The organism is Pseudomonas sp. Soil_N_39 (assembly GCF_057655955.1).
Window position 1 is genome coordinate 191412 of record NZ_JBDGLI010000005.1, and the last position, 13129, is coordinate 204540.

At 62.4% G+C, this 13129-nt stretch carries 11 protein-coding genes; 8 read left to right on the top strand and 3 right to left on the bottom strand.

Annotated features, from left to right (window positions below; all coding sequences use genetic code 11):
- Positions 1–169: 169 nt before the first annotated feature.
- Entirely contained in the window at positions 170–2152 is a 1983-nt protein-coding gene (gene mnmC / locus AC3A5O_RS10170) for a bifunctional tRNA (5-methylaminomethyl-2-thiouridine)(34)-methyltransferase MnmC2/FAD-dependent 5-carboxymethylaminomethyl-2-thiouridine(34) oxidoreductase MnmC1 (RefSeq protein ID WP_487753163.1), read from the bottom strand.
- A gap of 151 nt (positions 2153–2303) precedes the next feature.
- On the opposite strand from mnmC, the gene pap reads away from it, so the two are divergent.
- Both pap and AC3A5O_RS10180 read left to right on the top strand, forming a co-directional pair.
- Positions 2304–3818 carry a polyphosphate:AMP phosphotransferase gene (pap, locus tag AC3A5O_RS10175; protein WP_122568979.1) on the top strand — a complete coding sequence of 505 codons (1515 nt, stop codon included), beginning with the start codon at positions 2304–2306 and terminating at the stop codon, positions 3816–3818.
- A 103-nt stretch (positions 3819–3921) separates the two neighbouring features.
- Entirely contained in the window at positions 3922–5106 is a 1185-nt protein-coding gene (locus AC3A5O_RS10180; RefSeq protein WP_122568978.1) for a thiolase family protein, read from the top strand.
- Between the two features lie 200 nt (positions 5107–5306).
- Here the strand turns inward: AC3A5O_RS10180 and AC3A5O_RS10185 are convergent, their stop codons facing one another.
- Positions 5307–5504: a DUF6316 family protein gene (locus AC3A5O_RS10185; RefSeq protein ID WP_122568977.1), complete on the bottom strand. Its 198-nt coding sequence runs from the start codon at positions 5502–5504 to the stop codon at positions 5307–5309.
- 191 nt (positions 5505–5695) lie between these two features.
- On the opposite strand from AC3A5O_RS10185, the gene AC3A5O_RS10190 reads away from it, so the two are divergent.
- Positions 5696–6658, top strand: a complete 963-nt coding sequence (locus AC3A5O_RS10190; protein WP_176688396.1) for a DMT family transporter — start codon at positions 5696–5698, stop codon at positions 6656–6658.
- Positions 6659–6802: 144 nt separating this feature from the next.
- Here the strand turns inward: AC3A5O_RS10190 and AC3A5O_RS10195 are convergent, their stop codons facing one another.
- Positions 6803–8197: a class II fumarate hydratase gene (locus tag AC3A5O_RS10195; RefSeq protein WP_122568975.1), complete on the bottom strand. Its 1395-nt coding sequence runs from the start codon at positions 8195–8197 to the stop codon at positions 6803–6805.
- 202 nt (positions 8198–8399) lie between these two features.
- On the opposite strand from AC3A5O_RS10195, the gene AC3A5O_RS10200 reads away from it, so the two are divergent.
- The 5 genes from AC3A5O_RS10200 to AC3A5O_RS10220 all read left to right on the top strand — a co-directional run bounded on the left by AC3A5O_RS10200 (position 8400) and on the right by AC3A5O_RS10220 (position 12967).
- Positions 8400–8921 carry a DUF2059 domain-containing protein gene (locus AC3A5O_RS10200; protein WP_122568974.1) on the top strand — a complete coding sequence of 174 codons (522 nt, stop codon included), beginning with the start codon at positions 8400–8402 and terminating at the stop codon, positions 8919–8921.
- Between the two features lie 12 nt (positions 8922–8933).
- Positions 8934–9233: a BolA family protein gene (locus tag AC3A5O_RS10205; RefSeq protein ID WP_305470273.1), complete on the top strand. Its 300-nt coding sequence runs from the start codon at positions 8934–8936 to the stop codon at positions 9231–9233.
- A 334-nt stretch (positions 9234–9567) separates the two neighbouring features.
- Complete coding sequence (gene trhO, locus AC3A5O_RS10210) at positions 9568–10509, top strand: oxygen-dependent tRNA uridine(34) hydroxylase TrhO (RefSeq protein WP_122568971.1); 942 nt, start codon at positions 9568–9570, stop codon at positions 10507–10509.
- A gap of 36 nt (positions 10510–10545) precedes the next feature.
- Positions 10546–11148: a DsbA family protein gene (locus AC3A5O_RS10215; protein ID WP_174553541.1), complete on the top strand. Its 603-nt coding sequence runs from the start codon at positions 10546–10548 to the stop codon at positions 11146–11148.
- Positions 11141–12967, top strand: a complete 1827-nt coding sequence (locus AC3A5O_RS10220) for an ABC transporter ATP-binding protein (RefSeq protein ID WP_305470274.1) — start codon at positions 11141–11143, stop codon at positions 12965–12967. The genes AC3A5O_RS10215 and AC3A5O_RS10220 overlap by 8 nt, the downstream gene beginning before the upstream one ends.
- Positions 12968–13129: the final 162 nt, after the last annotated feature.

A 13129-nucleotide genomic window follows, 5' to 3' on the forward strand; every position in this document is an offset into this window, starting at 1 on the left:
GGCGGGTGGGGGCGCTTGGTCTGCCGCATGGATTGAAGGCTAAGAGGATCCTGTGGGAGCGAGCTTGCTCGCGATAGAGGTGGATCAGTTGGCATCTGAGTTGACTGACACACCGCTATCGCGAGCAAGCTCGCTCCCACAGGGGTTTGTGGTGGGCCGGCGATCTGCGCTAGGCCTTACCCCGAATCAATGCCCGCAACGCAAACCGGTTCGGGTGGCAGGCCTCGGCCACGCTGCGGGGCAGTGGCAGGGGTTCATTGTCCAGCCAGGCGGCGATCAGTTCGCCTGACAGGGGCGCGGTGATCAGGCCTCGGGAACCGTGGCCACTGTTGATGTACAGACCGTCGAGCCACGGGCAGGGGGCGTCCGGTACTTGGCGGGCGTCCTTGCCCAGGGCCGCATAGGCTTCGATAAAGGTCTGGCGGTCGGCCAACGGCCCGACAATAGGCAGGTAATCGGGGCTAGTGCAACGGAACGCCGCGCGGCCTTCGAGGTGCTCCGGGTCCAAGGTAGCGACGTTCAGGCGCTGCACCAGGTCTTGGGAGATCTCTTCGAGCATCTGCAGGTTGCCGGCGTGCTCGGCGGCGGTGGGGGTCAGGTCGTCGCTGTTGAAATCGAAGCTGGCGCCCAGGGTGTGTTCGCCCAGCCGTGGCGGCGCCACATAACCTTCGGCGCAGACCACCGTCGCCAGGCTCTGGCTGCGACTGGTTTGCGCCAGACGGGTGATCTGCCCGCGAATGCGCTTGAGCGGCAAGTCGGCGGCCGGTTCGAAGCGTTTGATCTCGGCCGCACTGGCGAGGATCGCCACCGGAGCGCTGGCCAGGCAGCGTTCGCCGTCCCACGCCTGCCATTGGCCGTCGACGCGACGCAGGTGCAGCACGTCATGATGGGGTTGTACATCAATCGCCGGCCCCGAAGCTTGCCAGCGACACAGCGCCGGCGGATGCACCCAACCGCCTTCGGGATAAAACAAGCCACCACAGGCCAAGCCAATGCCGGATCGAACCTGGGCTTCGGACTGATCCAGGGTGTGCAGTAAATCCGTCGGGAACGCCTCGGCCAATTGCGCCTGACGCTCGGCCTCTTTGCTGTTGAAGGCCAACTGCAAGACGCCACAGGCATCCCAATCGACGCCGCGTTGCAGTTGCTCCAGCACGCGGCGGGTGTAGCCGAAGCCGCTGAGGATCATCTGCGACAGCGCGGTGCCGTGGGCCGACAACTTGAGGTACAGCACGCCCTGGGGGTTGCCGGACGCTTCCTCAGCCAACCCGGCATGGCGCTCCAGCAGCGTCACCTGCCAGCCACGGGCGGCGAGGCTAGCGGCGCTGGCACAGCCGGCCAGGCCGCCGCCGATCACCAGGGCCCGGCGCTCGCCGGTGGGTGGCAAGGGGCGGGCGTACCAGGGTTTTGCCGGGGACGGCGCGGGTGTCTGCTCCGGCCAGCCAAGAAACACGCCGCGCAGGATTTCCCATTTGTGGCCGATGCCCGGTGTGCGCTTCATCTTGAAGCCTGCCGCGTTCAGCAATCGGCGGACCCAACCGGTGCTGGTGAAGGTGCTGAGGGTGGCGCCGGGTGCGGCCAGCCGGGCCAGTTCGGCGAACAGCTCGGCGGTCCACATCTCGGGGTTTCGGGCCGGTGCGAAACCGTCCAGGAACCAGGCGTCGATCTGCCCGTCCAGCTGCGGCAACTGCTCCAGGGCATCGCCGATCAACAGGGTCAGCGTCACTCGTCCATTGGCGAGGACCAGGCGCTGGAAACCCTGATGGATCGCCACGTATTGCGCAAGCAATTGCTCGGCCTGAAGGTTGAGCTGTGGCCACAAGGCCAGCGCCCGGCGCAGGTCCTGGGGGCTCAAGGGGTACTTTTCGACGCTGACAAAATGCAGCCGCGCCCCAACGGGGGCGCACTGCTCGAACAGCTGCCAGGCGCAGAGAAAATTCAGGCCGGTGCCAAACCCGGTTTCGCCGATCACCAGCCGCCCGTCATCGGCCAGCGCAGCGAAACGCTCGGCCAGGTTGTTCTGCTCAAGAAACACATAACGGGTTTCGTCCAGGCCCGACTGGTCGGAAAAATACACATCGTCGAACACCCGCGAGCGCGGGCGCCCCTGGTCGTCCCAGTCGAGTAGGGCGTGTTGCTGGATGGGCGTCATGGCAGGCTCGGTCAAAACTGAGGGGGCATTCTAGCCGATCGGTATCGGCATGCTTGACCCATCGCAACAACCCACGCATCTGATGGGAATCTGCTGCACAGGGCCGCATCCAATCCGCTAGTCTTGCCCCAATCCCTGGAAGGAGCTGTCCATGTTCGAATCCGCTGAAATCGGTCACGTCATCGATAAAGACACCTTTGAGGCCGAAGTACCGGCCCTGCGTGAAGCGCTGCTGGAAGCGCAGTTCGAGTTGCAGCAGCAGGGCCGGTTTCCGGTCATCGTGTTGATCAACGGCATCGAGGGCGCGGGCAAGGGCGAGACGGTGAAGCTGCTCAACGAGTGGATGGACCCGCGGCTGATCGAAGTGCGCACCTTCGACCAGCAGACCGACGAGGAACTGGCGCGGCCTCCCGCGTGGCGCTATTGGCGGATGCTGCCGGCCAAGGGGCGCATGGGGATTTTCTTCGGCAACTGGTACAGCCAGATGCTGCAAGGCCGGGTCCATGGCGAGTTCAAGGACCCGCGGCTCGACCAGGCAATCGCCGGGGCCGAGCGCCTGGAAAAAATGCTTTGCGATGAAGGCGCGCTGATCTTCAAGTTCTGGTTCCACCTGTCCAAGAAACAGATGAAGGCCCGGCTCAAGGGGCTCAAGGATGACCCGCTGCACAGCTGGCGCATCAGCCCGCTGGATTGGCAGCAGTCCCAGACCTATGACAAGTTCGTCAAATACGGCGAGCGCGTGCTGCGCCGCACCAGCCGTGATTACGCGCCGTGGCATGTGATCGAAGGCGTGGACAGTTGTTACCGCAGCCTCACCGTCGGGCGGATCCTGCTCGACGGCTTGCGCCAGGCCCTGGACCGGTCGAAGATCAGGCCGCAGAAGGTCAGCGTGGCGCCGCTGCCCGAGTTGGATGGCCAGATCACCTTGCTCGACAGCCTGGACATGACCCGGCGCCTGGACAAGGCCGACTACGAAGAACAACTGATCACCGAGCAGGCGCGCTTCGCCGGGCTGTTGCGGGACAAACGCATGCGCCAGCATGCCCTGGTGGCGGTGTTCGAAGGCAATGACGCGGCGGGCAAGGGCGGGGCGATCCGGCGAGTCACGGCGGCCCTGGACCCGCGCCAATACAGCATCGTGCCGATTGCCGCACCCACGGAAGAAGAACGCGCCCACCCCTACATGTGGCGGTTCTGGCGGCATATCCCCGCGCGCGGCAAGTTCACCATGTTCGACCGCTCCTGGTACGGCCGGGTGCTGGTGGAGCGCGTCGAGGGGTTTTGCAGCCAGGCCGACTGGCTGCGGGCCTACGGTGAAATCAACGATTTCGAGGAACAGCTCGCCGATGCCGGCGTGGTGGTGGTCAAGTTCTGGCTGGCCATCGACAAGGAAACCCAGCTGGAGCGTTTCCAGGAGCGCGAGGACATCCCGTTCAAGCGTTTCAAGATCACCGAGGATGATTGGCGTAACCGCGACAAGTGGGATGCCTATCGCGCTGCGGTGTGCGACATGGTCGACCGCACCAGCACCGAGATTTCCCCCTGGACCTTGGTGGAGGCCAACGACAAGCGCTGGGCGCGGGTCAAGGTGTTGCGCACCCTCAACCAGGCGCTGGAGGCGGCTTTCGAACGGAGTGCAAGACAGGCTCGCAAGAAGAAGCGCTAGGGCGATGGGCGCGCATACGCGAGGTGAATGATTGTCGCGGTCGGTTATCCAGTGGATCTATGCTCGATCCACTCTCAACCGACTACAACAATGAGGTACAGCCATGCGTGAAGTGGTGATCGTCGACAGCGTACGGACCGGCCTGGCCAAGTCCTTTCGTGGCAAGTTCAACATGACCCGTCCGGATGACATGGCGGCCCATTGCGTCAACGCCTTGCTGGCACGCAACGACATCAACCCGGCCAGTGTCGAGGACTGCATCGTCGGGGCCGGGTCCAATGAAGGCGCCCAGGGCTACAACATCGGGCGCAACGTGGCGGTGCTCTCGCAATTGGGCATCGGCACCGCTGGCATGACCCTCAACCGCTTCTGTTCCTCGGGCCTGCAAGCCATTGCCATTGCCGCCAACCAGATCGCTTCCGGTTGCAGCGACATCATCGTGGCGGGCGGTGTGGAATCCATCAGCCTTACGATGAAAAGCGTCAACACCGACAACCTGATCAACCCGCTGCTCAAGGAGCAGGTGCCCGGGATTTATTTCCCCATGGGTCAGACAGCCGAGATCGTTGCCCGCCGTTACCAGGTCAGCCGCGAGGAGCAGGATCGCTACGCCTTGCAAAGCCAGCAACGCACGGCCAAGGCCCAGGCGGCCGGGCTGTTCGATGACGAAATCGTGCCGATGGCGGTCAAGTACCGGGTCGAGGACAAGCACACTGGCGCCGTGCAGATCCTCGACGGTGTGGTCGACCGCGACGATTGCAACCGCCCGGACACCACCTATGAAAGCCTGGCCGGCCTGAAGCCCGTGTTCGCCGAAGACGGTTCGGTGACGGCGGGCAATTCGTCGCAGTTGTCCGACGGGGCCTCGATGACCTTGGTGATGAGCCTGGAAAAAGCCCTGGCGCTGGGGCTCAAGCCCAAGGCGTTTTTCCGTGGCTTCACCGTGGCCGGTTGCGAGCCGGACGAAATGGGCATCGGCCCGGTGTTTTCGGTGCCCAAGCTGCTCAAGGCCAAGGGCCTGCAGATCGCCGATATCGACCTGTGGGAACTCAACGAGGCGTTTGCTTCCCAGTGCCTGTACAGCCGCAACCGGCTGGAAATCGATCCGCAGAAATACAACGTCAACGGTGGCTCGATCTCCATCGGCCATCCGTTCGGCATGACTGGCTCGCGGCAGGTGGGGCATCTGGTGCGTGAGCTGCAGCGGCGCGATCTGCGCTACGGCATTGTGACCATGTGCGTGGGCGGCGGGATGGGGGCGACGGGGTTGTTTGAGGCGGTGAGATAACCGTGCGCTGACAGTTAGCAAGATGATTATTTGTGGCGAGGTGACTTACCTCTGTGGGAGCAAGGCTTGCCCGCGATGAAGTTGATGCGGTCTCTCAAACCGAGGTGTCTGCATCGCGAGCAAGCGTTGCTCCCACAGGGTCTTGCTCCCACAGATAAATCCCCTCGCCGCAGGAGCGCGGCGCCAGTCATGGGTTTGACTTAGCTGGCAACCTGGGTCAGTTGCAGCATTCGCTGTACATAGGCTTCCACCTCCCGCAATGCCTCCTCGCGACTGGCGAACGGCCCTTCCTGGGTGCCCTCCCGGGTATTGAAGTAAAATTCGCCGTTTATCCGGCAAATCCGGTCACTGGGAAAGACCATCGCAGGGGCGAGGTCCTGGGCGCGTTGGCCGAGCATGGGGGGCTCCAGAAGAGGCGACGGGATCAGGTTGAGTGAAGTTTAGAGGCTGGCGTGGACGGCTGCTTGGCGAACCGATAGGCGGCCATGTGCCATGTCCGTACCCGGTCAATTTATCCCCAACTGTTCCTGTGTTGCTGGGCGATTGACGCCTAGAATGGGCGTTCTTTGTCTAGGGCTTCGAGGGTTGCATGCACATATCGTCCGGTCGCTGGGTCTACGGCTTGTTCCTTGCCCTGTTGACTGCCCTGCTTTGGGGAATTCTGCCGATCAAGCTCAAGCAAGTGCTGCAAGTGATGGACCCGGTCACCGTGACCTGGTTTCGCTTGCTGGTGTCCGGCGGTTTGCTGTTCATTTATTTGGCGGCGACCCGGCGCCTGCCCAGTCGCAAGGTGCTCGGCCCTCGCGGCGGCTGGCTGGTGGCGATGGCGGTGCTTGGGCTGGTGGGCAACTATGTGTTGTACCTGATGGGTCTGAACCGCTTGAGCCCCGGCACGGCGCAACTGGTGGTGCAGATGGGGCCGATCATGTTGCTGGTCGCCAGCCTGTTTGTGTTCAAGGAGCGGTTCAGCGTGGGGCAGGGCATCGGCCTGCTGGTGCTGCTGATCGGTTTCACGCTGTTTTTCAACCAGCGCCTGGGGGAGTTGCTGACGTCCCTGAGCGACTACACCGCCGGGGTGCTGATGGTGTTGCTGGCGTCGACGGTCTGGACGTTCTATGCCTTGGGCCAGAAGCAATTGTTGACGGTGTGGAATTCGTTGCAGGTGATGATGGTGATCTACCTGTTCTGCGCGCTGCTGCTCACGCCCTGGGTGCATCCGTTGGAGGCGTTGCAACTGAGCCCGTTGCAAGGCTGGTTGTTGCTCGCTTGCTGCCTCAACACCCTGATTGCCTATGGCGCGTTTGCCGAAGCCCTGGCTCATTGGGAAGCGTCGCGGGTCAGTGCGACCCTGGCGATCACGCCGCTGGTGACCTTCGCCGCGGTGGCGATGGCGGCCTGGTGGTGGCCTGATTATGTCCATGCCGAGCAGATCAACCTGCTGGGCTATGGCGGGGCGGTGCTGGTGGTGCTGGGTTCGGCGCTGGTCGCCCTGGGGCCCTCGTTGATCGCCGGGCTCAAGGCCCGGCGCGAGCGTTTGGCGGTAGAGCGTTAACAACGCAGCGCGCTGCCTGACACAAAACTATTGTGGGAGCGAGCTTGCTCGCGATGGCGGCCTGACAGTCGATGAAGATGTTGAGTCGCCCGGCCCTATCGCGAGCAAGCTCGCTCCCACATCTGATCTCCATGGGATGCAGGCTCAGCCCTGGCTACCCGCCTCCAGCATATTCTCCGGCCTCACCCAGGCATCGAACTCTTCATCGGTCAGGTACCCCAGCTGCAACGCCGCCTCACGCAGGGTCAGCCCTTCGCCATAGGCTTTCTTGGCGATTTCCGCCGACTTGTCGTAGCCGATGTGCGGGTTCAGCGCGGTCACCAGCATCAACCCACGCTCCAGATGCGCGGCCATCTGCTCGGCATCCGGCTCGAGTCCGGCGATGCAGTGATGCTGGAAGTTGCTGCAGCCATCGGCCAACAGGCGAATCGATTGCAGCAGGTTGTGGATGATCACCGGTTTGAACACGTTCAACTGCAAATGCCCCTGGCTGGCGGCAAAACCGATGGTCACGTCGTTGCCCATGACCTGGCAGGCCAGCATCGACAGGGCTTCGCATTGGGTCGGGTTGACCTTGCCGGGCATGATCGAACTGCCCGGTTCATTGGCCGGCAATTTCACCTCGGCGAACCCGGCCCGTGGCCCGGAGCCCAGCAGGCGCAGGTCGTTGGCGATTTTCATCAGAGTCACCGCGAGGGTTTTCAGCGCGCCGGACAGGGCGGTCAGGGGCTCATGACCGGCCAACGCCGCGAACTTGTTCGGTGCGGTGACGAACGGCAGGCCGGAGAGTGCCGCCAGTTCAGCGGCAATCGCTTCGCCAAAACCATGGGGTGAATTGAGCCCGGTGCCCACCGCCGTGCCGCCCTGGGCCAGCTCGCAGACCGCCGGTAGCGCGGCGCGGATTGCCCGTTCGGCGTAATCGAGCTGGGCAATGAACGCCGACAATTCCTGGCCAAAGGTGATCGGCGTGGCATCCATCATGTGGGTACGGCCGGTCTTGACCAGTTTCATGTGGCGCGCCGCCAATTCTGCCAGCCCGCCGGACAACTCGCCGATGGCCGGCAGCAATTGCTGCTGGACGGCCTGGACGGCGGCGATGTGCATCGCGGTGGGGAAGCAGTCGTTGGAACTCTGCGAGCGGTTGACGTGGTCGTTGGGGTGCACCGGGCTCTTGCCGCCGCGGGGGTTGCCGGCCAGTTCGTTGGCGCGCCCGGCGATGACCTCGTTGACGTTCATGTTGCTCTGGGTCCCGCTGCCGGTCTGCCAGACCACCAGCGGGAACTGGTCGTCGTGCTGACCGTCGAGCACTTCGTCGGCGGCCTGTTCAATCAGGCGGGCGATGTCGGCGGGAAGGTCGCCATTGCGGTCATTGACCCGCGCGGCGGCCTTCTTGATCAGTGCCAAGGCGTGCAACACCGACAGCGGCATGCGCTCGTTGCCAATGGCGAAGTTGATCATGGAGCGCTGCGTCTGGGCGCCCCAGTAGGCGTCGTCCGGGACTTCAACCTGGCCAAGGCTGTCGGTTTCGATACGGCTCATCGGGTCAAACTCCTGAAAGGCTGAATGCGCAGTTTAGGCCCAGATGGGCGGCACCGGTTCCCTCAATCATCGCTCAATCCAGGAGCGGTGGGTTCGGCCCGTCAATCGGACCCGACAGCCATCGGGGTTGAGGCCCGGCGTTTTTTAGGCGCAGAATGGTCGCCCTTGGGGTTCTACCTCGCCTGTAATGAAAGGAAACTCGATGACCCGTCTTCGTGCCATCTGTACCGCAGTTGCTCTGGTGTGTGCCAGCGGCCCTGTTTTCGCCGATACCGCCAGCCACAACGCCAGCGCCGAAGCGTTCCTGACCCTGGCGCACGCTGACAAACTGGGTACTCCGGTGTACATGCAAGTGCAGCAGATGTTTGCCCAGCGCTTTGAACAGACCAAGGCCCCTGCGTCGAAAAAAGCCACCCTGGAAACCTACCAGGCCAAGGCCAATGCCGCACTGGATCAAGCTATCGGCTGGAACAAGCTCAAGCCGGACATGGTCAAGCTCTACACCAGCAACTTCAACGAGTCGGAGCTCAAGGACCTGGTCGCTTTCTACCAATCGCCATTGGGCAAGAAAGTCCTGGAAAAAATGCCGCAGCTGACCCAGCAATCGGCCCAACTGACCCAGGCCAAGCTTGAAAGCGCGGTGCCGGTGGTCAACAAGCTGCTGGCGGACATGACGGCCGAGCTCGAGCCAAAAGCCGCTGCCCCAGCCAAGAAAAAGCCGTAAGCGGAGCCCGGTATGAGCATGCAACAACGCATCGAATCAACGCTTGGGCTGTTGCAGCCCGAGCACTTGCAAGTGCTGGATGAAAGCCACATGCACAGCCGTGGCCTGCAGACCCACTTCAAGGCCGTGGTGGTCAGCCAGCAGTTCGAAGGGCTCAATCGCGTCAAGCGTCACCAGAAGGTCTATGGCACGCTGGGCGAGCTGATGGGCGAATTTCATGCGTTGGCGCTGCACACCTATACGCCCGCAGAGTGGGCGCAGATCGACGCGGCCCCGGCTTCGCCGACCTGTGCCGGTGGTAGCAAGCACTGAGCGGGCTGCTGTGGATGGCAAAACCTTGAGTCTGTGGGAGCAAGGCTGCTATGGGAGCAAAGCTGCTATGGGAGCCAGGCGCTGTGGGAGCCAGGCGCTGTGGGAGCAAAGCTTGCTCGCGATGCAGACACCTCGGTTTTTGAGAGACCGCGTCAACTTTATCGCGGGCAAGCCTTGCTCCCACAGAGTGATCCTCACAGTACTGTGGCCCACAGCAATCGCTGTCTGCAACCCCCCTGTTTTTTGTTAGAATCCGCAACGCGCCGCTCACCCGGCGCGTTTTTTTTCGCATCCGGTTCACCCTTTGCGAGGGTAGCCACCTGGAGAAACACCCATGACACAACCCATTGTCGTGGCGGCACTGTATAAGTTCGTCACCCTGGAAGATTACGTCGAGCTGCGTGAGCCCCTGCTCAAGGCCATGCTCGACAACGGCATCAAAGGCACGTTGCTGATCGCCGAAGAAGGCATCAACGGCACGGTTTCCGGCACCCGCGAAGGCATCGACGGCCTGCTGGCCTGGCTCAAGAACGATCCGCGCATGATCGACATCGACCATAAAGAGTCGTATTGCGATGAGCAGCCGTTCTACCGCACCAAGGTCAAGCTCAAGAAAGAAATCGTCACCCTCGGCGTCGAAGGCGTGGACCCGAACAAGCAAGTCGGTACCTACGTCGAGCCGCAGGACTGGAACGCACTGATCAGTGACCCGGAAGTGCTGTTGATCGACACTCGCAACGATTACGAAGTGTCCATCGGCACCTTCGAAGGCGCCATCGACCCCAAGACCACCAGCTTTCGCGAGTTCCCCGAGTACATCAAGGCCCACTTCGACCCGGCCAAGCACAAGAAAGTCGCGATGTTCTGCACCGGTGGCATTCGCTGTGAAAAAGCCTCCAGCTACATGCTCGGCCAGGGTTTCGACGAGGTCTATCACCTCAAGGGTGGCATCCTGAAATACCTCGAAGAGGTGCCTCAGGAAGAAACCAAGTGGCGCGGCGACTGCTTCGTGTTCGATAACCGCGTGACCGTTCGCCACGACCTCACCGAAGGGGACTACGATCAATGTCATGCTTGTCGTACCCCGGTGAGCGTAGAAGACCGCGCTTCGGAGCACTACGTGCCTGGCATCAGTTGCCCGCATTGCTGGGATAAGCTGAGCGAGAAAACCCGGCGCAGCGCCATCGACCGGCAGAAGCAGATCGAGTTGGCCAAGGCGCGCAACATGCCGCACCCGATCGGCTACAACTACAAGCAGACATCTTCCGAGGCTTGAACCATGACGCCACGCCTGCTCTATGTGATGGACCCGATGTGTTCGTGGTGCTGGGGCTTTGCGCCAGTGGCCGAGGCATTGGTCGAGCAGGCTCAGGCCGCGGGGGTGGAGTTGCACCTGGTGGTGGGTGGTTTGCGCACCGGCAGCGGTTCGGCGCTGGAGCCGACCACCCGGCGCTACATTCTTGAGCACTGGCAGGCCGTGACCCAGGCCACCGGCCAGCCCTTCAAGCTGGAAGGCGCGTTGCCGGACGGTTTCGTCTACGACACCGAGCCTGCCTGCCGGGCATTGGTGACGGCTCGCAGCCTGGCCCCGGACCTGGCCTGGAAGCTGGTGAAACTGATCCAACAGGCCTTTTATGTGCAAGGTCGCGACGTCACCCACGCCAGCGTCCTGGTGGAACTGGCCGAACAGGCCGGGCTGCCCCGCATCGAGTTCGCCGCAGCCTTCGACCGCGCCGACCAACATGCGGCCACTGCGGCGGATTTCACCTGGGTACAGGACTTGGGCATTGCCGGGTTCCCCACGCTGTTGGCCGAGCGTGATGGCCAGTTGGCCTTGCTGACCAACGGCTACCAGCCCCTGAGCCAGTTGTCGCCGTTGCTTGGCCGCTGGCTGGAGCGCGCGGCCTGTGCCTGAGCGGCCGCCAGACCCATCGGCCTCGCGGCGCATTGATCGGTTGAGCTGGGCGGAAATCCGTCGCCTGGCCCTCAAGCATAAAAAAGCCCTGTGGATCGCCAACGGCGTGGCCGTGCTGGCGACGCTGTGCAGCGTGCCGATTCCGTTGCTGTTGCCATTGCTGGTGGACGAAGTCCTGCTGGGCCACGGCGATGCTGCCCTGAAAGTCATGAACCATGCCTTGCCAACGGCGTGGCAGAGCGCAGCCGGCTATATCGGGCTGATGTTGCTGGCGACTCTGACCCTGCGCTGTGGCGCCTTGCTGTTCAACGTAGTGCAGGCGCGGTTGTTCGCCAGGTTGGCCAAGGACATTGTCTATCGCATTCGCATCCGCTTGATCGAACGCCTCAAGCGAATCTCCCTGGGCGAGTACGAAAGCCTGGGCAGCGGCACCGTGGCGGCCCACCTGGTCACTGACTTGGACACCCTCGACAAATTCATCGGCGAGACCCTCAGCCGTTTCCTGGTGGCAATGCTGACTCTGGTGGGCACTGCCGGGATTCTGGTGTGGATGCATTGGGAACTGGCACTGCTGATCCTGCTGTTCAACCCGTTGGTGATCTACGCCACGGTACAGCTGGGCAAGCGGGTCAAACACCTGAAGAAACTGGAGAACGACAGCACCTCGCGCTTCACCCAGGCCTTGACCGAAACCCTGGATGCCATCCAGGAAGTGCGCGCCGGCAACCGCCAGGGTTATTTCCTTGGCCGCTTGGGGATGCGTGCCAAGGAGGTCCGCGATTACGCCGTGAATTCACAGTGGAAAACCGACGCGTCGAACCGCGCCAGTGGTTTGCTGTTCCAGTTCGGCATCGATATTTTTCGCGCGGCGGCCATGCTCACCGTGGTGTTTTCCGACCTGTCCATCGGCCAGATGCTGGCGGTGTTCAGCTACCTCTGGTTCATGATCGGTCCGGTCGAGCAACTGTTGAACCTGCAGTACGCCTATTACGCTGCCGGCGGGGCCTTGAACCGGATCAATGAACTGCTGGCCCGGGCTGACGAGCCTCAATACACGGGCGTCGTCGATCCGTTCAAGGGCCGTGACACCGTGGGCATCGAGATCCAGGGGTTGAGTTTCGGTTACGGCGAGGAACTGGTGCTCGACCAGTTGAACCTGTCCATCTCGCCGGGCGAGAAAGTCGCTATCGTCGGGGCCAGTGGCGGCGGCAAGAGCACCTTGGTGCAGTTGTTACTGGGGCTGTACACGCCGCAGTCGGGCAGCATTCGTTTCGGTGGCGCCACGCAGCAGGAGATTGGCCTGGAAACCATCCGGGAAAATGTGGCAGTGGTGTTACAACATCCGGCGCTGTTCAACGACACGGTACGGGCCAACCTCGCCATGGGCCGTGAGTGCAGCGACGACGACTGCTGGCGGGCATTGGAAATCGCCCAGCTCGACGCCACGGTACGGGCGTTGCCCCAGGGCCTGGAAAGCGTAGTTGGGCGTTCCGGGGTGCGTTTGTCCGGCGGGCAGCGCCAACGGCTGGCCATCGCCCGCATGGTATTGGCCAACCCACGGGTGGTGATTCTCGACGAAGCCACCTCGGCCCTGGACGCGGCCACCGAGTACAACCTTCACCAGGCCCTGGCGCGTTTTTTGAGTGCGCGGACCACTTTGATCATCGCCCACCGGCTCTCGGCGGTGAAGCAGGCCGATCGGGTATTGGTGTTCGACGGTGGGCAAATCGCCGAAGACGGCGACCATTTGCAGTTGATTGCCGAGGGGGGCCTGTACGCTCGTCTCTACGGTCATTTGCAACAGATACAGCAGCCTTGAGTTTCCCGCGGTTTTCTGTGTTTAGTATCGGAAAAAAAGCAGGCAAACCCGCCGACTTTTCCAAATTCCACGCAAAGTCTGTCGATCTGTTCATCCATTCATTCGAAGGGTCGAAAACTAGCCTAGGCTGTTGAGTCAGGAGCGGAATTCTGGCGGGTGTTC